Origin of the sequence: Undibacterium sp. Ji42W, from assembly GCF_049340405.1 — a bacterium.
Classification (GTDB): domain Bacteria; phylum Pseudomonadota; class Gammaproteobacteria; order Burkholderiales; family Burkholderiaceae_D; genus Undibacterium.
The window spans coordinates 153,883-172,965 of sequence record NZ_JBMPOV010000003.1; the positions used below are offsets into that span (position 1 = coordinate 153,883).

Consider the following 19,083-nt stretch of genomic DNA (forward strand, 5'->3'; position numbering starts at 1 on the left):
AAAATCTTGTAGGAGTATGCTGCGATAGCAATGCAATGATTTAACCGCCAATTTTCATGACGCTGTCATCCGCAATAATAAATATCTGCTCTCCTGCTTGCGGGGACATGGAATAGGTTCCTGTAAAAGCGCCAAATGCTGGCAGTATCGTGCGCCGTTCACCAACGACAAAACAGGGCAAGCGCAGTGAATCACGCCGTCCATATAAATGAAAAGACGGGTGCACATGGCCAGCCAGCACATAACCGTCGCTTTCAACATCAGGGTAATGACAAAAAGCGAACGGGCCGCTGCGAAATGGTTCATTGACGATATGGATACCTAATTCCTGCGGTGGGTCGCCTGCCCGCACATCATGGTTGCCACGTACCAGGGTCATGTCAAGTGCGGGATGGGTAGTTCGCCAGTTGAGCAGGCTTTGTAGCGTGGTTGCTGAAATATCTGGTGCATGCAAGAAGTCCCCCAGAAAAACAATATGCTCAATAGGATAGAGCATCATCAGTTCATCCAGCAGATCAAGATTTTGTGCAGTCGTGCCATGGGGTACTGGTACCCCCAGACGGCGGAAAGTAGATGCCTTGCCAAAGTGAATATCGGCGATGATCAGTGTTGAATTGCTGGGCCAGTACATGGCTTTCTGTGGCAACAGCATGAGCATTTCACCTGCGACCTCAAGTTCCAGTGCCATCATGATTGTGCTGCCTTTTCAAGTTCGCGCACCATACGGGCGATGCGGTCCGAGAGTTTTTCAGTACTCAGTTTTTCCCGGAACAGCTCCACCATGAGCGGGAAGGCAAACGGCGTAGGCCTGGCAATTTCACGTAAGACAATTTGTTTTTGCTGTAGTTGCTGCAAGGTCTGGCGCAGGCGTGTCAGTTCCAGTTCTTGCTCCAGTACTTCACGCTGGGCCTGGGTCAGCAACAGATTGTCCGCATCATGCTTGCGGAATACTTCAAAAAACAAACTTGATGATGCCTGCAACTGGCGGTTGGATTTTGGCTGGCCAGGGTAGCCCTGGAATACCAGCCCGGCAATGCGGGCAATTTCGCGAAAGCGTCGCTGCGACAGTTCAGTCGCATTCAGGCTCAGCAAGACATCTTCCAGCAACATGTCGGTGCTGAACAGGGCTACTTCTTTGCCTGAGTCTGCATTAAACAATACAGCCCAGTCTGTTGGCTGCGGTGCCAGCAACTCAAAACCATAATCATTAAAGCCTATGGAAAAGGTATTGGCCTGCTGCTTTGCCATGCGATAGGCCAATAGCGCAGCCAGGCCCGCATGCACGGCGCGCCCTTCAAACGGGTACATGAACAGGTGAAAGCCTTCGCGGCTTTGCATGGTTTCTATCAAGAGTATCTCTGGCGTTGGCAGGGTAGACCAGCGTTGCTGTATGTCGAGCAAGGGTTTCAGTGCTTTCATTTCAGGGCCATCAAATTCTTGCCTAGCGGCGAGCCGCAGTTGCTCCAGCGCTGCATGGGCCAGTTCAGAAGACAAGGGCATTTTACCGCCTTGCCAGCGCGGTATGGTTCCCTTTTTACCTACCGCACGTTTGACATAGGCTGTCATTTCATAAACGCGGATAAACTCCAGTATCCGGCCGCCAAACAGAAAATGATCACCCTTTTTCAAGCGCGAGATAAAGGATTCTTCTATCGTCCCTATGCGGCTGCCGCTGACGAATTTAACGCTGATTGATGCTTCAGAAACAATCGTACCTATGCCCATGCGGTGCCTGCGGCCTATGGCGGGATCTGGCACGCGATAGATACCGCCTTCATCCATCACCACTTTATGGTATTCAGGATAGGCAATCAGACTCTGTCCACCGCGTGCGACAAAGTCGAGCACCCACTGCCACTCATCCGAGGTCAGATTGCGGTAGGAATATGCTGCCCTGACTTCTGCATACAGGTCTTGTGAGCGAAAGCCGCCACCCAGTGCCACCGTCACCACATGCTGTACCAGCACATCCAGCGGCTTGTCAGGTATCTGACGCGCTTCTATCTGGCGCAGGGCAACGGCCTGCTTGGCACCGGCAGCTTCCAGCAATTCCAGTGTATGCGTGGGTACGAGCGTCACGCGTGACACGCGCCCTGGTGCATGGCCACTGCGCCCGGCTCTTTGCATGAGGCGTGCAACCCCGCGTGCGCTGCCGATTTGCAGTACCCGTTCCACGGGTAAAAAATCCACGCCCAGGTCCAGGCTGGATGTACATACCACTGCCTTTAATTGTCCCGCTTTCAGGCCTTGCTCAACCCAGTCCCGTACCTGCTTGTCCAGCGAACCGTGATGCAGGGCGATGACACCCGCCCAATCGGGGCGCGCTTCCAGCAGGTTCTGGTACCAGATTTCTGCCTGCGAGCGGGTATTGGTAAAGACCAGGGTACTTTGATGCTTGTCAATTTCTGCGGCAACCGCGGGCAACATTTGCAGCCCCAAATGACCGGCCCAGGGGAAGCGGGAAGGATTGGCCGGTATCAGCGTATCGACCTTGATCTTTTTCTGGGTCTGGCCCTGCACCAGCAAGCCATTGCCGACACCCAGCAAGGCGTCGCGCGCCTGTTCCAGGTTGCCCAGGGTTGCCGACAAGCCCCAGACCAGCAATTGCGGATTCCATGCCTTCAGCCTGGCGATGGCCAGCTGGGTTTGTACGCCGCGCTTGTTACCCATCAGCTCATGCCACTCGTCGACAATGATCATGTCCAATTGAGTGAACTGTGCCTGGGCATCGTTCTTGCTGAGCATCAGCGACAGGCTTTCTGGTGTGGTGATCAGGGTCGCAGGCAAGGCCTTGGCCTGCCGCGCGCGCTCGGCAGAGCCGGTATCACCGGTGCGTGCACCTATACTCCAGTGTGGCAATAACTCATTTGGCAACTCAGTCAGGGGCTCTTGCAAGGCTCGCAAGGTATCTGCTGCCAGCGCCCGCATGGGCGTGATCCACACTACCCTGAGACCTGCTGCGCTTCTTTTATTTGGATTTTTTTCCATGGCACGCAACAGCGCAGCAAACCAGACCGCATAGGTTTTGCCTGAGCCCGTACTCGCATGCAAAATGCCAGACTCGCCGGCCTGCGCCGCTGTCCAGACTTCACGCTGGAAGGGAAAGGTTTTCCATCCCTTTGCAGCAAACCAGTCTTTGACTGCCTTAGTTGCCAGGCTCATGCGCTTTGCTAGTAGCCAGTAAATTTTTCAAGTCATCCAGGGTATTGGCTTCTTCTATCTGCTTGTCTTCACGTCGCCGCAGTATGCGTGGGAAACGTACTGCAATGCCAGCCTTATGCCGCGTGGAAAGCGAGATACCTTCAAAACCGATTTCAAACACCATGCTGGGTTTGACGCTGCGTACCGGGCCAAATTTTTCTATGGTGGTCTTGCGGATCACGGCATCAACCTGGGCAATTTCAGCATCTGTCAAGCCGGAATAGGCTTTGGCAAAAGGCACGAGTAAGCGTTTGCCGCTGGCATCTTCATCCCATACAGCAAAAGTATAGTCGGTATACAGCGATGCACGGCGGCCATGGCCACTTTGCGCATAGATCAATACTGCATCAATGGAATAAGGGTCGATTTTCCATTTCCACCAGGTGCCCACATCCTTGGTGCGGCCCACGCCATATTGGGCATTGACAGCCTTGAGCATCATGCCCTCGACACCCAGTGCACGGGAGTTCTGGCGTAACAAGGCCAGGTTCTGCCAGTTCGGCTTCTCTAAAACGGGAGAAATCCTGAGCATGGGGTCGTTGACGCTGGTGACCAATTTTTCCAGCAAGGCGCGTCGTTCATGCTGTGGCAGATGGCGCAAGTCAGCCTGTTCCAGCTCCAGCAAATCATAGGCCACCAGCACGGCTGGCAGCTCGGACAAGAGTTTTGCCGTGAGGCTCTTGCGGCCTATGCGTTTTTGCAAATCAGCAAACGGGGCAGGGCGGTCTTCCGTCCACACCAGGATTTCGCCATCAATGGCGGTGCCATTTGGCAGGGGGACGGCGGCTATTTCCGGGAAGCGTTCAGTAATCAGATCTTCACCACGCGACCACAGATAAGTCTGGTTGTCACGGCGCAGCAGTTGCGCACGTATGCCATCGTATTTCCATTCTGCCTGCCAGCCAGTGATGTCACCCAGGGATTCTGGCCCAGCGGATAACTGATGCGCCAGGAAAAACGGGTAAGGCTGGCCACCACGCAAACGATGTTCCTGGTCTGACTGAGGGGCTATCAGTTTCATGAAGCCGTCTGCTGTTGGTGCCACACGGCCATCTGTCCAGCCCATGAGCCTTTGTGCGATCAGCTTGTTATCGACTTTGGCGACATCGCCAAGTGCGCGCGTCACCAGTAGTTTGGATACGCCGACACGAAAGCCGCCGCCTATCAGCTTGCCCAGCAAAAAACGTTCAGGTGTGGTCAGTTCATCCCAAAAAGAAAACAGGGCGCTGCGTATCACCTCTGGTGTTGCGCCACGCAGAGGGGCGATTCTTTCCAGCATCCAGTTTGCCAGGCCGACATGGGCTTCCCGCACAGGTGGTGGCAGGACATGGGCAATGGTTTCTGACAGGTCGCCTACCGCCTGATAGCATTCTTCAAACAGCCATTCTTCGATGTTGGCATATTCCATGGCAAACTGCCGCAACAGTTTGCTCGGTACTGCCTGACGTGGTTTGCCGCCCGCCAGAAAATACACTGCCCATGCCGCATCATCAGGCGGCGACTGGCTGAAATACGTTTTCAAGGCATCCAGCTTGCGGTTGGTGGATGTGGTCTCATCCAGTTGGGCGTAGAGCTGGGCGAATTCACGCATGATCGCCTTCTTCGGATGTTGATGGTTCTGCTACGGCTGTTGTTGCTGTTGTTATTGTTACTGCTGCTGTTGCAGAGGCTTCGTCTTCATCTCCATATTCAGTCTCAAAGCCAGATGCCTGCAAGCCTTGTTGCTGCAAATAACGCACCATGACGGGTATCGATCCATGAGTGACAATGATGCGTGAGGCACCTGTCGCATTGATCGCCTGCATCAGGCCCGGCCAGTCGGCATGGTCAGACAGCACAAAACCCCTGTCCACGCCACGCCTGCGCCGTGCGCCCCGCAACTGCATCCAGCCGCTGGCAAAGGCATCGCTGAAATCGCCAAAGCGTTTTATCCATGGCGAATTGCCAGCAGAAGGCGGAGCGATGACGATCGACTGTTTGAGTTCATTTTTGTCGCTGACATCGTTGACCATTTTTGTCGCTGGCAAGCGTATGCCGGCTTCGCGGTAAGCATGGTTCAATGGTTCGACTGCGCCATGGCAGATAATGCTGCCTATGCTGGCATCGAGCCCATGCAAAATGCGCTGTGCCTTGCCGAATGAATAAGAGAGCAGCACGCTGGTCCTGCCCTGCGCGGCATTATTGCGCCACCACTGGTTGATGTCATCAAAAATACTTTGCTGAGCCTGCCAGCGGTAGATAGGCAGGCCAAAGGTGGATTCAGTAATGAAGGTATGGCAGGCGACCGATTCAAAAGGGGCGCAGGTGCCGTCGGCCTCTATCTTGTAGTCGCCAGAGGCCACCCATACTTCGCCCTTGTATTCCATCCTGACCTGGGCAGAACCCAGCACATGTCCGGCAGGGTGCAGGGAGATCGTCACGCCATTGTGTACGCGCTGCTCGCCGTATTCCAGCCCTTCTATGCTGATATCACCCAGCCTTGATTTCATCACGCCGACGCCAGCCGCTGCCGTCAGATAGTGTTCGTTCCCTATCCTGGCATGGTCAGAGTGCGCATGCGTGATGATGGCACGCGGTACCGGGCGCCAGGGGTCGATGTAGAAATCACCCGGCACGCAATACAGGCCTTCCTTGCGATTAATAACCAGATCACCCACCAGATCCCCTTTTGCATATCCATTCAATTAATAGGCAGCCCGCTGTTGGGACTATTGTAATTTACATTGATGATGGCAGAGATATGGTGGCATCTCTGTGCGACAGCGAACTTTATGTGGGGATGAACATCCCTGAGTGAATGATTGTGAATTATGCCCAGAACACCAGCACCCACAACCAGCGTGGCCGCCAGGTCAGGGTAAACGCTGTGCTGATGGCCGCAAAGGCCAGCGCCATGATCCATACCAGTGTCGCCATGGATGCATGATCAACTTTGAGGCATAGCAACAGTGAGACAAACAAGCCTGCCGCACCAAGGCCGCGTAAGCGTGTGACCAGTTGCGGTGGCTGGGAAATAGTACCGTTTACCTGTTCCCAGTGCACTTCCATGGACAATGCCAGCCAGCCCATGCCCGCCACACTGGCAGCCAGCGCGGCAATTAATAGCAGCGTATCAAGCATGTGCTGTTTCCTTGCCTGGCACCGATGCCGTATTGACTGCGCGTCGCCTGAGGCTGCGGGCAGTCATCACTGCCACAACAGCGCTGGTTAATATGAACAGGTCAACACCAGCGACTGGCCAGTAAGCATTGCTGAGAGTGCGCAACAGGTGGTCACCTGTCGTCATCCAGTTCAGCAAGACAGTGATCACCGCCATTGCTGCTATTGCCCAGCATTGTTCCTGCCATGCGGGTGAAGTGCCAGCTTTGGCGACGGGAGCAGAACGCCAGAATGCGTGCGCCATCGCCAGCACCCAGGTAGCCCAGAACAGGTATTGTTCAAGGTCGCCACGGGCAGGCCAGCCATTAGGTAGCTGGTCCGGCAGCAAGCGGTTGGCTGCCAGCATGCCCAGTGTGGCTAGCAGCGTGCCTGTTACTGTGGTCACTGCCAGCGCATCGACAATACGCACACCCTGACTGCCCTGCTTGGCATGTTGCAGTTTGCGCTTTTCAACAAAAAAGATAAAACCTGTGGCAATGCAGACGCAGCCTGACAGGCCACCAAATACATACAGCCAGCGCAGCAGCCAGTGGCGGAAATGCTGCAGGTGCAGGCCGGTGAGAAATTCATTGACGCTGGCTACCACGGTTTGCGGCGGATCTTCACGCAAGACTGCACCTGTCGATGCCTTGAAATGGATGCCTTCGCCAGTGAGGGCAACACTGTCCGTGCCGGCGCGGTAAATGCTGACATAGCCATTGCTGTCGCCAACATGCTGTACCGCCAGGAAACCAATCTCGCCTGCCATGCCGCGGGCTGCCCAGCGGCGCTGTGCCTCGGCCATCATGGCATCTACCGGTGCCAGCGGGGCGGCAATGCCGGAGCGATGTTGCGGCAAGCCGGTTTCCTGCGCTTCGAGTTTTTCATGCAATTCATGCAGCGGGGCAAGCTGGGTCTGGGTGACGGGAAAATAAATGCCGGCAAAAATAATCAGGCCTGTCAGGGCAAAGAAAAAATGGAAGGGCAGGGCAACCACGCCCGTCAGGTTATGCAAATCCAGCACGCGGCGCTGACCACGTTTTTTGGCGCGGAAAGTAAACAATTCGCGGAATATTTTTCGGTGCATGACAATGCCACTGATCAGTGCAATCAGCATCACCATGGCAGAGAACCCGACTATCCAGTAGCCCAGGCTCAGCCAGTTCAGGTGCAGACTGTAATGCAGTGGGTAAAAAAACTGGCTGCCGATTTTGAGGCGATCATCGGGCAGCGCATTGCCATTGCGCGGGTCTATGGTACGCGAACCCCAGACCGCATCTTCCGGGTCCTTGGCATTGGGGATTTCATAGCCAGAAAAAATACCCAGCACCGGGTCGCGATGCGTGGTGTAGGCACCCCAGCGGCGTACGGTATCAAAACGCTCAGGCATGGCCCCGTTGACGCGCTCGCGCATGGAGTTGACGCTGGCTTGCGTGGGTTGCATGCTCTCGAACACCGGACGCAGTACCTTATCAAAAGACGGCATGGGCTGCGGCGCAAAGCGTGATTGCGGAATAGCCCAGCGGTCTATCTCACGGTCAAATACCGACAGGGCACCAAAGAAAAACACCACGATAAGAACAAAGCCTAGCAGCAGACCCAGCCAGGTATGTAGCCAGGCCAATGCAAGGCGGGAATTTTGAAACATGGTGATTCTCTCTCTTCAAACCAGGGTGTGTTGTAGCACTGATGCGCACACCGCCATCAATGCGCCACCACCACCCAGCAACAACCACAGGCGCACCATGCTTTTAGCGATGAATGCCCACAGGAAGGCACCCAGATACACCAAAAAAACCAGCATGCTGCTCAGGTGCTCGGCATCATGAAAGGACATGCCAAGCGCAAACAAGCCAGCCATGCCCAGGGTGATGAAACCCCAGGAAAAAATGTAGGCACCCAATATGGCGGCTACAAAACGATGGACCAGGACCAGCCTGGCAGGCGCTTGGCTTGCCATGGCATCAGAACTTATAGTTCATGTTTACATTCACACTGCGTGGCTCACCCCAGGTGTAGGTACTATACCAATTGAAGATGGTGTAATACTTTTTATCGAACAGGTTTTTCACGCCTACGGAGGCAGACAATTGTTTGCTGAATTCATAGCGTGCCATGGCATCAAACAGCCAGTAGCTATCGACCGTATGGCGTATGGTCTCGCCGGTAGGTTTGCTGATGTCACCCCAGGTCTTGTCTTGCCAGCGTGCGCCGCCGCCCAGTGTCAGGGCATTTTGTTTATAGCTGGTATATAGGCTGAACTGGTTGGATGGCGTCAGGGTAGCTACACGCTCATCTTGCTGGCGTGAAATATTGTGTGAGTAACCTGCATGCATTTGCCAGCCTGCTGTCAGTTGACCTGACAGTTCCATTTCATACCCTTTGGTCTTGACGCCTTGTGCTGCACGATAGGCAATGCCACCCGATGGTGTCAGGCCACTGGTTTCTATGGCAAAGTTATCCTGCACCAGTTCAAACACGGCTGCTGAAATATTCAGTCTGTCACCAAAGAAGGCGGCCTTGACACCGGCTTCATAATTCTTGCCTTCAACTGGTGCCAGTGTGCGGCCCTGCGTATCCTGGTTGGACTGCGGGCTGAAGATATTGGTATAGCTGGCATAGACCGAGTAGTTTTTGTTGATATCGACTACGGCACCGACATAAGGGACGAATACGCCGGATTCTTCCATACCCTGTTCGCGGTTACGGTAACTGGACCAGCGGCCACCGGTGATCAGCTTGGTGCTGTCATGCAAATCCCAGCGGGCTGCAGCATACAGGCCACGTTCACGCGTGGTTTCATCATTGCTAAAACTGGGTGTTGAAGGCCAGACCGGTTCAGCCACATTGCCTTGCCAGTGATAAAAATCCGGCACTGTGGTGCTGTAGCTGGCAGGTGCGCTATAGCCATTATTGGTCCAGCGTGATTTGGAGAGGCTACCACCTATCACTAGCTCATGCTCACGCCCGCCCAGGGTGAAGGGGCCGCTGACATAGCCATCAAATGCATCGCTGGTGGTGCGGCCTACATATTTGCCTACCCACATCGATACACCCTTGCCATCTGCCGGATTAGGGTAACCACTGGCGGCGGCACCCAATGCGGCGTCGTAGCCATTGATCTGGTGGTTGTACTGCAATCTGGCGATCCAGCTATTGGCAAATTTGTGTTCCAGCGTGGCAAAGGCAGTGCGGGTGTATTGATCCCAATGGCTCCAGTTGGTGCCATTATTGTGCGAGCGTGGCATGTCATTGAACTCACCCTTGGAGTTCAGCAAAGGGATGCCGCCCCAGGTAGATGCCTTGGGTTCATTGTTCTGGAAATCGCCACCGATGGTCAGCAATGTGCCGGGGGCAATATCCGCTTCCAGGATGCCATACAGCGTCGATGTTGAACGTGCGTAGCGGTCAAGATTGGACTGACGGTCCTGATAGGCTGCCACGCCGCGTACGCGCACGCTGCCGCTCTCGTTCACTGCGCCGCCGACATCAACGTCGCCACGGTAAGTATTCCAGGTGCCAGCCGAGACCGATGCATTGCCGCTGAATTTGCGTGTCGGTTTTTTACGGATCAGGTTGATCGTCGCACCAGGCATGCCACTGCCCGTCAACAAGCCAGTCGAGCCCTTGAGCACTTCCACACGGTCGTACAAGGCCATGTCACTCAGGGTATTACCCGCCGAGTAAGAGGAGTTGCGCGTCATGGGGATACCGTCATACTGGAAATTCTGGATGGCGAAACCGCGTGCATAGTATTCAGTGCGTTCACTGTCATAGGTTACGATGCTGATCGCCGGCGTATGCATCATCACCTGGTCGATGGAATTGAGGTTGAAGTCATCCATCTCCTGTCTTGTCACCACGCTAATGGTCTGTGGTGTTTCACGCGGTGTCAATACCATCCGTGTCGCAGTGGCGATGGTGCCCGGTGTATAAGATTCGCTGCCTTCCGTGATACGCCCCAGCCTGTTTGCAGTCACATTCACGCTTTGCATGCTGACAGACGGTGTTGCTGTGCCGGTCGTTGTTGCAGCAGCGGCTTTGATGACCATAGAGTTGCCATCCTGTGTCGCCACCAGGCCGCTGCCAGCCAGCAGCAAATCCAGTGCCTCACGGTCAGCCATCGTACCTTGTACGGCAGGTGCAGTCTTGCCTGTGACCTGGGATGCCTCCAAGCTCAGTTGCACACCGGTCTGGCGTGCCCACGCATTCAGCGCATCACCCAGAGGCTGGGCAGCGATATTGTAGGAATGGGTAGCCGTTGCTACCGTTTGTGCAAACCCAGTTGTTGCCATGAAGGTGTTGGCAACCAGGGCCGCGCATACAGTCAGGGTGGCGGTGATAGGCGCACGGCGGGTTGAATGTGCTGAGTGAGGTGGCTGGAGTAAGAAAGAGCGGCGCATGTTTTCTTTTTTATATAAACAGTAATGAGAATGATTCGTATTATATATTAAACATGAGAAATGATTTGATATTTCACAAACTACGTCTGTTTTCACTGAAAAACGATAGGCAGTTCGCCGATGCAATTCAGGGAAGTTTGCAGTTTTTTAGCATGTTCGATTCCGTATTGAATGTACCGGCCAAAGCCACATAGGGAATACAGGGCAGATCAATTGACAGCCATTCCAGTGCCAAGAATTTCTGGAATGTTGTATATGCAGGCGCTTATAGGGAATGCCGAGGAAAAACTAGTGGACAGGTGTATATAGCTGCAAAGGAAGTATTGTCTATTGAATAAAACGGATTCGGCGAACTCACATACTTCGATGTCGTGCTTTGAATGTAGTCCCCTGATTCAGCGGTGTGGATGAATATGTGTATGCCCAACCTGGGTGTATTTTTCTTTTTTCATCTCTACCGGAACAATATGCACATTGCCATGCCTGACACCGGTTTGAGAAATGATGGCATTCGCGCAGGCATGCACTTCCTGCAGCCGGCCTTTGAGTATCAGGGTTTCGAGACAATTGTCGTGGTCAAGGTGCACATGCTGCGAAGCTACCGACAGGTCATGATGTTCATGCTGCATCTGGGTCAGGCGATTGGATAACTGGCGCTCGTGGTGGTCATATACAAAACTGACAGTGGCGACACACCATTTGGTCTTGCCTTCTGCCACATCGGTCTGCCCCAACTCCTTGCGCACCAGATCACGGAAAGCTTCTGAACGGTTCAAATAGCCTTTGCGTTCTACCAGCGCATCAAAGGCATCAGCAAGGTCTTCGTCAACAGAAATGGTTAGGCGGCGCATCATCTACCTTATCGTGGGATATTAGTGATGCGATCATACACGCAGACTTTTCTCCTGGCGAAAAAAATCAGAAATTATGGGTCAACGTCAACCTGACAGAACGTGGCTCAACCGGGTGAAAATGGATGTCGTTAGCGCCTTCCATGCTTTCACGCGAAAGGCGTGACTGGTAATAATAATCAATGTCGCTGGCCTGCTTGTTGAACAGGTTGAACACGTCCATCGTCAGTTTGGTCCTGGCATTGATCTTGTAACCCATGCGGGCATAGGCTAGCGTAGTGGAAGAAGAGCGCACGCTATTGTCTTCAATTAAAGGGCGTGGGCCAAAATAACGCAGTTCAAAGCCGCCATACCAGCGACCCACGTCAGTCACGGTCACTCCAAAAGACGCCACCTTGTCGATAGAGCCGGGGATGTCATTGCCAGCCACATCATTTTGCGTGTACCGCGCCCGCGATGCTGCGAGGTCAAGGTCAAACAACAGCCATGGTTTCGCGATGTAGTGGTTGTTCCATTCTATCCCGGTACGGCGGCTGGCACGGCTGGGTTCGGTTTCACCGGCATCACCAACGAACAAGAGTTCAGAGGCAATATCCAGCCGCCACAGGGCCAGTGAACTTTGCAGGCCGGGGATGATTTCTGTACGCATACCCAGTTCTGACCCCCTGGTTTTTACCAGAGGCGTTACCGGCGTCGACGTACCGCCATCAGGCAAACGTGTTTGTATGGTGCCGCGTGCATCATTGCTGTGAAAGCCGCTGCCATAGTTGATGAAGTACTCGGTCTTGTTCCATGGACCAAAGATCAAAGACAACTTGGGTGAGACGATATGGTCACTGACCTTGCCTGAATTGCCGTCTATGCTGCTGTTGACATCAAAGCGATAGGCATCGTAACGCAGTCCGACAATACTGCGGAATTTGGGGTGCCACTGAATGGAATTTTCTGCATAAAAACCAGCGCTGGCTTCCTTCACGCTGTCTTCACGTATCGTTGATATACGTTGCTGTGCAACAGTGTTGTAAATGCCGACGGGTGACAGTTTGTCGTAACGCAGTTGCACCCCTATCTTGTTATGCATTTCAAGATCAGCCACAGTCAACGGCCAGCTCTGGCTAATATTCATACCGAGCATCTGGCGCTTTTCACTTTGGCTGAACTGGTCACCCGTATCAGGATTGGCCAGGAAATAAGTAAAATTGCTGAACAGGTCAAGACTGGATTGCACGGCGTAGGCATCCATTTCAAACACACCATCCTGATTGCGCTTCTTCATTGCATAAGACAGGCTGTAACGTGAACTTTGCCCGCCGTCTGTAGGATCGATCGCGCCGAACCTGCTGATCTGGCCTGACTGTACCGCCCGCAAAGGTATCTGGTCTGTGGAATTCCAGTTATTCCTGTAGGCCATGGCTGTCACGCTGTAACCATCATCATGGCTACCCTGGCTATAGCGCAGTACTGCACTGTACTTGCGCACATTCTCGGGGTTGACCCAGGGCCCATCGTTGCGGTTAACCTCTATCCCATACAGCAGATTGCCATTCGACGCAGCCACGGTATCAGCCAGCACTGCACGCTGATAGCCATACCGCCCCAAAGAGAGGCTGGCGATACCCGAAGCTAGCTTGTCAGTCAGGCGAAGATGCGCGGCACCGGCGGAGGCAAAATCACCTTCATCGGCAAAATACGTCCCCTTTTTGTAGTCAATGCGCTGTACCAGTTCAGGGATCAGGAAATTCAAATCCGAATAACCCTGGCCATGTGCATGGGTACGCATATTGACTGGCATGCCATCCACAAAAGTCGCGAAATCTGTGCCATGATCAAGATTGAACCCGCGCAAAAAATACTGGTTGGCCTTGCCATCACCGCTATGCTGGGTGACGATCATGCCGGGTACAAATTCCAGCAGTTCACCGGTACGCAGGGCAGGGCGGTTGCTGACGAGATTGGATGTTACCGAACCTTGGCTGGCGGCATTGCTGGTACCAACGGCATTATCGTAATTGCCCAGGACTTGCACGGTGGAGATTTTTTCTGCTTCTAATGACTCACGAGCCTGACTTGACTGTTGCGCCTGCGCAGACGGAGCGATCAGCATCAACACTGCACCAAGGCTCGGGAGTAGTCGTGCAAGTTCAGTAAGTACAAAGGCAGTACGGTTCATTGTTGTCTTGTACATTATTGCTCCGTATATATATATTATTTTTATGTTATTTGATGTAATCTTCTGCTTGATTATTTGTATGAAGAAAATAAAATTCCTCATACTTTTTATTTAAACAAGCAAAAACCAGCCCTGCCTGTATTCCTGGTCACTTCCAGATCAATAACTGGATTCCGCAAATGCACGTTTCAGATGAGGAAATCGATTTTTAATGCTGTTTTTATTGCCGTCCTTACTTATTACGTTAAAAATAAACAAGTGGATTCACATTTTTAAACATTTTTTGCAAACATAGAGAGCAAGGCTTGCGTCCTATCGTATGAGGATTCTGATAATCTTCATACCTTTAGCTAACTTTCCCCGGTGCCAGGCATCACATTGATCATGACTTCTATTGACGAGCCCGACATTGTTGAACTTGGCAGAGCGCTGGGGCATGACTTTTTCCAGTTCGGGATGAAAGAACCAGGGCAGGATTGGCCTGCCAGCGTGGCTGAAGGTTTCAGACATGCCGTGGCCAGCGATGTCAGCAGGAAGCCGACTAGCCGCTATATCAATAAATACCTGCAATTACGCCTGAATGCCTTGCGCCGCCGCCGCCATGTTGATGCACAATTGACGCCAGAATTGCTACAAAAAATCGATGTGGAATTTTGCCCCGTCACCAGGAAAAAACTCACGCATGGCGAATTGAAAGACACAGACTGGTCGATAGACAGACTCAATAATGACGCTGCCTATGCACCTCATAATCTGGCTGTCATGAGTACACTGGCAAACCGCGCGAAAGGAAATCGCAGTTATGAGCAGGTATTTGCGCTGTCTGAAATGAATGAAGTCACAGAGGATTTGTCACCCACTGAGTGGTTGCGGCTGGCAGCATTAATGCTGGGCCCCTGCTTTGCCACCAGGCCACGTCTGGCTCCCATCATTCCATTGACTACAACGATACCAAAGCATACGGTACGCCTGGCGATGCAGCAGATACAGTATGTGTTCACCACCATGGCTGGGACGTCTGCGGGTAGAAATGCGCTGATTAAATATTTCAGAATGGCATCACCAGATGAACATGCTCGCTTTCATTTGCGCCTGCTGGCAGACAGTGTGCATGAAGGCTTGAAGCAGGTTGACGTTCCCTGGGATGTCTGGTTGCAGCCAGGCATCATGAAAGCCCTGAAAGAATGGCGCAGCACCTTGAACTTGTCTGCCTTTGCCATGGCTGCCGAGATATCCATGCAACTGGCAGGCGCACGGCAAGTTGACAAAAGTCGTTTGCAAACCTGGCGATTAAAGACCGGCGGTTACCTGATGCATGGGCCACGGTAAGAATTAGCGCTCTATCAATTTATGTCAACTTAAAATTTAATTTTACATTTTTAAAAATAATTGAAACCGATGTGATTTTTTCCTCGTAGAACTTGATGCGAACTCGCACTTATCTTAAAAGGAAATGATCATGCGCAAATTTAACTACGCTCTTGTCTTCGCTGCTGCCATGGCAGCAACATCCATCGCCAGTGCTGCTGATGTCATGGTCGGCGGCCAAAGCATGTTGCCATCCAAAGACATCGTCGATAACGCCGTCAATTCTGCCGACCACACGACACTGGTTGCCGCAGTCAAGGCCGCAGGCCTGGTGGATACATTAAAAGGCAAAGGCCCGTTCACTGTGTTTGCGCCAACCAATGCCGCATTTGCCAAGCTGCCTGCAGGTACCGTGGAAACCCTGGTCAAACCCGAAAACAAGGCGACACTGACCAAGATCCTGACTTACCATGTAGTACCAGGCAAACATGATTTCATGAGTATTTCTGCCCAGATCAAAAAGCAGGGTGGCCCTATAGAACTGGCGACAGCGAGTGGTGGCAAATTATCGTTCATGATGAATGGCCCTCACAACATCAGCGTCAAGGATGAAAGCGGCAATGTTGCCAGCATCAGTACCTATGATGTTTATCAATCAAATGGCGTCATCAATGTTATTGATACCGTCTTGATGCCCAAGTGATGATGCGGCTGTATCCGATATAGAAGTATCAGATAGGGGCAGAGTGAATGGTGCAGTATCAATGCCGGATTTTTCCGGCATTGATTTTCATCTTCCCAGTGCTGTAATGTTCAGGGAATTCAGCGCAATAAGTTTTTCTAAAAACCGCTCACAGGCTACATCCGGTGCCCATGGTTCCCATGGCTGGCAATCATAGATTTCTGCGAGTGGATCTTTTTCCAGTATGGGCAGTTTGATTTGCAGTACATCAAGTACTTCATTGCGCGGCCAACCGGCACAATGCACGGCTTCTGAGGCGGCGATCAGTTCATCTGCGAGTTTATGCAGGCGGTAATCCATGTCATCCCAGGCGGGCAGTTGGTAACGCTGGACGATGGCATCTGTCAACCTGTCGCTGACTTCCTTGAACGGTGCACCCAATACGGCTTTCAGAGGCGAAATGCAATCGAAGGCCAGCAAGCCTTCTTCGCCATCATGCAAGAGTTCGCGCAGCGCTGCCCCTGTACTTAAAACCGTTTCTGTCATGGTGCTGCGCAAGGCCAGTACATTCAGGCTATGTTGTGCGACTGACAGCGGCCTTGCCCAGCAGGATTCGCCGCCCCAGCGGTAAGTGCGCGACAGTCTGTCTGCCAGGTCGCTGTCTAGCCATGCCTGGTGATTAGGATTGATCAGATCCAGGTGCTTGCCAGATGGCAGCCTGATCCATGCTCTTGTTTTCAATAGTGTGTCCTGACACCGCGCAAAATGCGCAGCCTGAAAACCACTATCTTATCTTATTCGGACTACCTGATCTTGAGGAAGATAAGAATCTGGCAAGTCGAAAGCAAGTCTTCGTAGTCATCAAATTTAACGCCCATCAGTGTCCTCTCCCTGCCGGTTTTACGAGGTTGGCGATTGTTATCACGCAATGAGTGATGCCAACCGCCATAGACCAAAACCTTATCTTATGCAGCGCTGTTATGCAGCTTTGCGCAGCGCCTTGGCCGCCGCCACCATATTGGTCAGGGCAGGAATCACCTCTTCCCAGGCGCGTGTCTTCAAGCCGCAATCCGGATTGACCCACAGGCGTTCAGCCGGGATACGTTCAGCCGCTTTCTTCATTAATTGCTCGATATGCGCCTGTGTCGGGATATTGGGCGAGTGGATGTCATAGACGCCAGGGCCGATTTCGTTAGGGTAGTTAAAGTGATCGAATGCATCCAGCAACTCCATGTCTGAGCGTGACGTTTCTATGGTGATCACGTCAGCATCCATGCCAGCGATAGATTCAATGATGTCATTGAATTCTGAATAGCACATATGGGTATGGATCTGGGTTTCATCCTGCGCACCATTGGCCGTGATGCGGAAAGATTCTACTGCCCAGCCCAGGTATTCCTGCCATTGGGATTTACGCAATGGCAGGCCTTCGCGCAATGCTGCCTCGTCGATCTGGATTACACGCACGCCTGCTTTTTCCAGGTCCAGTACTTCTTCGCGGATGGCCAGCGCAAGCTGGTAGCAGGACACAGAACGTGGTTGGTCATCACGCACGAAAGACCAGTTTAGGATAGTGACCGGGCCTGTCAGCATGCCCTTCATCGGTTTTGCAGTCAGCGACTGGGCATAACGACTCCATTCCACCGTCATGGCTTTGGGGCGGGCAATGTCACCGAAGAGGATGGGTGGTTTTACGCAACGTGAGCCATACGACTGTACCCAGCCAAACTGGCTGAAGGTGTAACCGTCAAGCTGCTCACCAAAGTATTCAACCATGTCATTGCGCTCGGCTTCGCCATGCACCAGCACGTCCAGGTCCAGTGCCTCTTGTTCACGCACGCTGCGGGCAATCTCGGCCTGCATGGCGACCTTATAGCCAGCTTCATCCAGTCTGCCCGCCTTGAATTCACTGCGTGCATGGCGGATGTCTGCCGTCTGCGGGAAAGAACCGATAGTCGTCGTCGGATACGCTGGCAGCTTCAGCAATGTGGCTTGCTTGCTGGCGCGCTGCGCATAGGCGCTTTGGCGTTGCCCCATGCCTGCAGTAATGGCGGCAACCGAGGCTTTGACCGCTGCATTGTTCACCCTTGGTGAGGTGCGGCGTGCGGTAATCGCTGCCTGGTTGGCTTCCAGCTCATTTTTGACGGCGGCGTTACCCTGATTCAGAGCAGTTGCCAGGACTTTGAGTTCATCGAGCTTCTGAATCGCAAAAGCCAGCCATGAACGGATATCGGCGTCCAGTTTTTGTTCACTGTTCAGATCAACTGGCACATGCAGCAATGAACAGCTGGGCGCTATCCACAGACGATTACCCAGGCTTTGTGCTACCGGCGTAAGCCATTCCAGCACGGCATTGAGATCAGTTTTCCAGATATTGCGGCCATTGATGACACCCAGTGACAATATGCGGTCTTGCGGCAATTGTTCCACGACAGCGTTGACTTCTGCACGCGCATTGATAGCATCCAGATGCAGACCCTGTACGGGCAACTGACATGCCAGCGCCAGATTGTCTTGCAACTGACCAAAGTAGGTTGCCAGCAGCAATTTGACTTTGTCGGTCGTATGACTGGCTAGTGTTGTGTATGCAGTCTTGATCGCATCCTGCCATTCTGTTGTCAATTCAGTGACCAGTATGGGTTCATCGATTTGTATCCATTCAACCTCCTGTGCCGCAAGCTGGTTCAGCAATTCTGCATAGACTGGCAGCAGGCTCGGCAGCAGGGCCAGCTTGTCAGTATCGTCCTTGGCCTTGCCCAGAGACAGGTAAGTGACCGGGCCAATGATGACGGGCTTGGCTTTCACACCCAGGCGTTTGGCTTCTGCCAGTTGTTCCAGCAGGCGCGTAGCATCCAGCGAAAACTGTGTGTCAGCGGTAAATTCAGGTACGATATAGTGATAATTGGTATCAAACCATTTGGTCATTTCGCCAGCCGCGACACCATTGCTTCCACCTCCATTTGCACCACAGCAGGCACTGTGATCTTCCAGCCCTTTGGCAGAACGGCCACGGGCAACGCGGAAGTAATTATCCAGCGCATCGCCATGAAAACCGCTGACACGTTCAGGCAAATTGCCCAGCGTGAAACTCATGTCCAGCATCTGGTCGTAAAACGCAAAGTCGCCAACCGGTGTCAGGTCTAGTGCAGACTGGTGACTCCAGTGGCGCTGGCGCACTTCTGCACCCAGACCCTTCAGTGCATCGCGTGAAGATTCACCCTTCCAGTAAGATTCCAGTGCAAACTTGAGTTCGCGCCTGGCGCCGATACGGGGAAAGCCCAGATTATGTGTAGTGACCATGATGTTGTCTTCATTCCTTGAGATTATTGA

14 protein-coding genes are annotated in these 19,083 nt (G+C 52.9%); 2 read left to right on the plus strand and 12 right to left on the minus strand.

The features are described from left to right. Nucleotides 1–40: 40 nt before the first annotated feature. From pdeM to ACO0LG_RS07010, 10 genes are all read right to left on the minus strand, one after another. Nucleotides 41–691, minus strand: a complete 651-nt coding sequence (gene pdeM / locus ACO0LG_RS06965) for a ligase-associated DNA damage response endonuclease PdeM (protein WP_423024681.1) — start codon at nt 689–691, stop codon at nt 41–43. Further along, the gene (locus tag ACO0LG_RS06970; protein ID WP_423024683.1) at nt 688–3,162 is read right to left on the minus strand and encodes a ligase-associated DNA damage response DEXH box helicase; all 2,475 of its coding nucleotides are present in this window, start codon (nt 3,160–3,162) and stop codon (nt 688–690) included. The genes pdeM and ACO0LG_RS06970 overlap by 4 nt, the downstream gene beginning before the upstream one ends. Next, nucleotides 3,146–4,792, minus strand: a complete 1,647-nt coding sequence (locus tag ACO0LG_RS06975; RefSeq protein ID WP_423024685.1) for an ATP-dependent DNA ligase — start codon at nt 4,790–4,792, stop codon at nt 3,146–3,148. The genes ACO0LG_RS06970 and ACO0LG_RS06975 overlap by 17 nt, the downstream gene beginning before the upstream one ends. Next, the gene (locus tag ACO0LG_RS06980; RefSeq protein ID WP_423024687.1) at nt 4,785–5,858 is read right to left on the minus strand and encodes a ligase-associated DNA damage response exonuclease; all 1,074 of its coding nucleotides are present in this window, start codon (nt 5,856–5,858) and stop codon (nt 4,785–4,787) included. The genes ACO0LG_RS06975 and ACO0LG_RS06980 overlap by 8 nt, the downstream gene beginning before the upstream one ends. 151 nt (nt 5,859–6,009) lie before the next feature. Then, nucleotides 6,010–6,321, minus strand: a complete 312-nt coding sequence (locus ACO0LG_RS06985; protein ID WP_423024689.1) for a DUF3325 domain-containing protein — start codon at nt 6,319–6,321, stop codon at nt 6,010–6,012. Continuing rightward, nucleotides 6,314–7,987, minus strand: a complete 1,674-nt coding sequence (locus tag ACO0LG_RS06990; protein ID WP_423024691.1) for a PepSY-associated TM helix domain-containing protein — start codon at nt 7,985–7,987, stop codon at nt 6,314–6,316. The genes ACO0LG_RS06985 and ACO0LG_RS06990 overlap by 8 nt, the downstream gene beginning before the upstream one ends. 15 nt (nt 7,988–8,002) lie before the next feature. Beyond that, entirely contained in the window at nt 8,003–8,299 is a 297-nt protein-coding gene (locus ACO0LG_RS06995) for an iron uptake protein (RefSeq protein ID WP_423024693.1), read from the minus strand. A gap of 4 nt (nt 8,300–8,303) precedes the next feature. Further along, a complete protein-coding gene (locus tag ACO0LG_RS07000) occupies nt 8,304–10,742 on the minus strand; it encodes a TonB-dependent siderophore receptor (protein WP_423024695.1) in 2,439 nt (812 codons plus the stop codon). A 395-nt stretch (nt 10,743–11,137) separates the two neighbouring features. Then, nucleotides 11,138–11,593, minus strand: coding sequence for a nickel-responsive transcriptional regulator NikR (nikR, locus tag ACO0LG_RS07005; protein WP_423024697.1), 456 nt, complete (start codon nt 11,591–11,593; stop codon nt 11,138–11,140). Between the two features lie 67 nt (nt 11,594–11,660). Next, on the minus strand, nt 11,661–13,778 hold the full coding sequence (locus tag ACO0LG_RS07010; protein WP_423024699.1) for a TonB-dependent receptor: 2,118 nt from the start codon (nt 13,776–13,778) through the stop codon (nt 11,661–11,663). A gap of 369 nt (nt 13,779–14,147) precedes the next feature. Here ACO0LG_RS07010 and ACO0LG_RS07015 point away from each other — a divergent pair, with 369 nt between their 5' ends. Then, nucleotides 14,148–15,092, plus strand: a complete 945-nt coding sequence (locus ACO0LG_RS07015; RefSeq protein ID WP_423024701.1) for a hypothetical protein — start codon at nt 14,148–14,150, stop codon at nt 15,090–15,092. Nucleotides 15,093–15,222: 130 nt separating this feature from the next. After that, complete coding sequence (locus ACO0LG_RS07020; protein WP_423024703.1) at nt 15,223–15,774, plus strand: fasciclin domain-containing protein; 552 nt, start codon at nt 15,223–15,225, stop codon at nt 15,772–15,774. Nucleotides 15,775–15,861: 87 nt separating this feature from the next. On the opposite strand, the gene ACO0LG_RS07025 is transcribed toward ACO0LG_RS07020, so the two are convergent. Together ACO0LG_RS07025 and metE are read right to left on the minus strand one after the other, a co-directional pair. Beyond that, on the minus strand, nt 15,862–16,494 hold the full coding sequence (locus ACO0LG_RS07025) for a phosphohydrolase (protein WP_423024705.1): 633 nt from the start codon (nt 16,492–16,494) through the stop codon (nt 15,862–15,864). 237 nt (nt 16,495–16,731) lie between these two features. Further along, nucleotides 16,732–19,053, minus strand: a complete 2,322-nt coding sequence (gene metE, locus ACO0LG_RS07030) for a 5-methyltetrahydropteroyltriglutamate--homocysteine S-methyltransferase (RefSeq protein ID WP_423024707.1) — start codon at nt 19,051–19,053, stop codon at nt 16,732–16,734. Between the last annotated feature and the right edge of the window lie 30 nt (nt 19,054–19,083).

Coding starts and splice junctions, on each gene's coding strand:
- ACO0LG_RS06970 (WP_423024683.1), bottom strand. CDS start 3,162: ATGAGCCTGGCAACTAAGGCAGTCAAAGACTGGTTTGCTGCAAAGGGA.
- ACO0LG_RS06975 (WP_423024685.1), bottom strand. CDS start 4,792: ATGCGTGAATTCGCCCAGCTCTACGCCCAACTGGATGAGACCACATCC.
- ACO0LG_RS06985 (WP_423024689.1), bottom strand. CDS start 6,321: ATGCTTGATACGCTGCTATTAATTGCCGCGCTGGCTGCCAGTGTGGCG.
- ACO0LG_RS07020 (WP_423024703.1), top strand. CDS start 15,223: ATGCGCAAATTTAACTACGCTCTTGTCTTCGCTGCTGCCATGGCAGCA.
- ACO0LG_RS06995 (WP_423024693.1), bottom strand. CDS start 8,299: ATGGCAAGCCAAGCGCCTGCCAGGCTGGTCCTGGTCCATCGTTTTGTA.
- nikR (WP_423024697.1), bottom strand. CDS start 11,593: ATGCGCCGCCTAACCATTTCTGTTGACGAAGACCTTGCTGATGCCTTT.
- ACO0LG_RS07015 (WP_423024701.1), top strand. CDS start 14,148: ATGACTTCTATTGACGAGCCCGACATTGTTGAACTTGGCAGAGCGCTG.
- pdeM (WP_423024681.1), bottom strand. CDS start 691: ATGATGGCACTGGAACTTGAGGTCGCAGGTGAAATGCTCATGCTGTTG.
- ACO0LG_RS07010 (WP_423024699.1), bottom strand. CDS start 13,778: ATGTACAAGACAACAATGAACCGTACTGCCTTTGTACTTACTGAACTT.
- metE (WP_423024707.1), bottom strand. CDS start 19,053: ATGGTCACTACACATAATCTGGGCTTTCCCCGTATCGGCGCCAGGCGC.
- ACO0LG_RS07000 (WP_423024695.1), bottom strand. CDS start 10,742: ATGCGCCGCTCTTTCTTACTCCAGCCACCTCACTCAGCACATTCAACC.
- ACO0LG_RS06990 (WP_423024691.1), bottom strand. CDS start 7,987: ATGTTTCAAAATTCCCGCCTTGCATTGGCCTGGCTACATACCTGGCTG.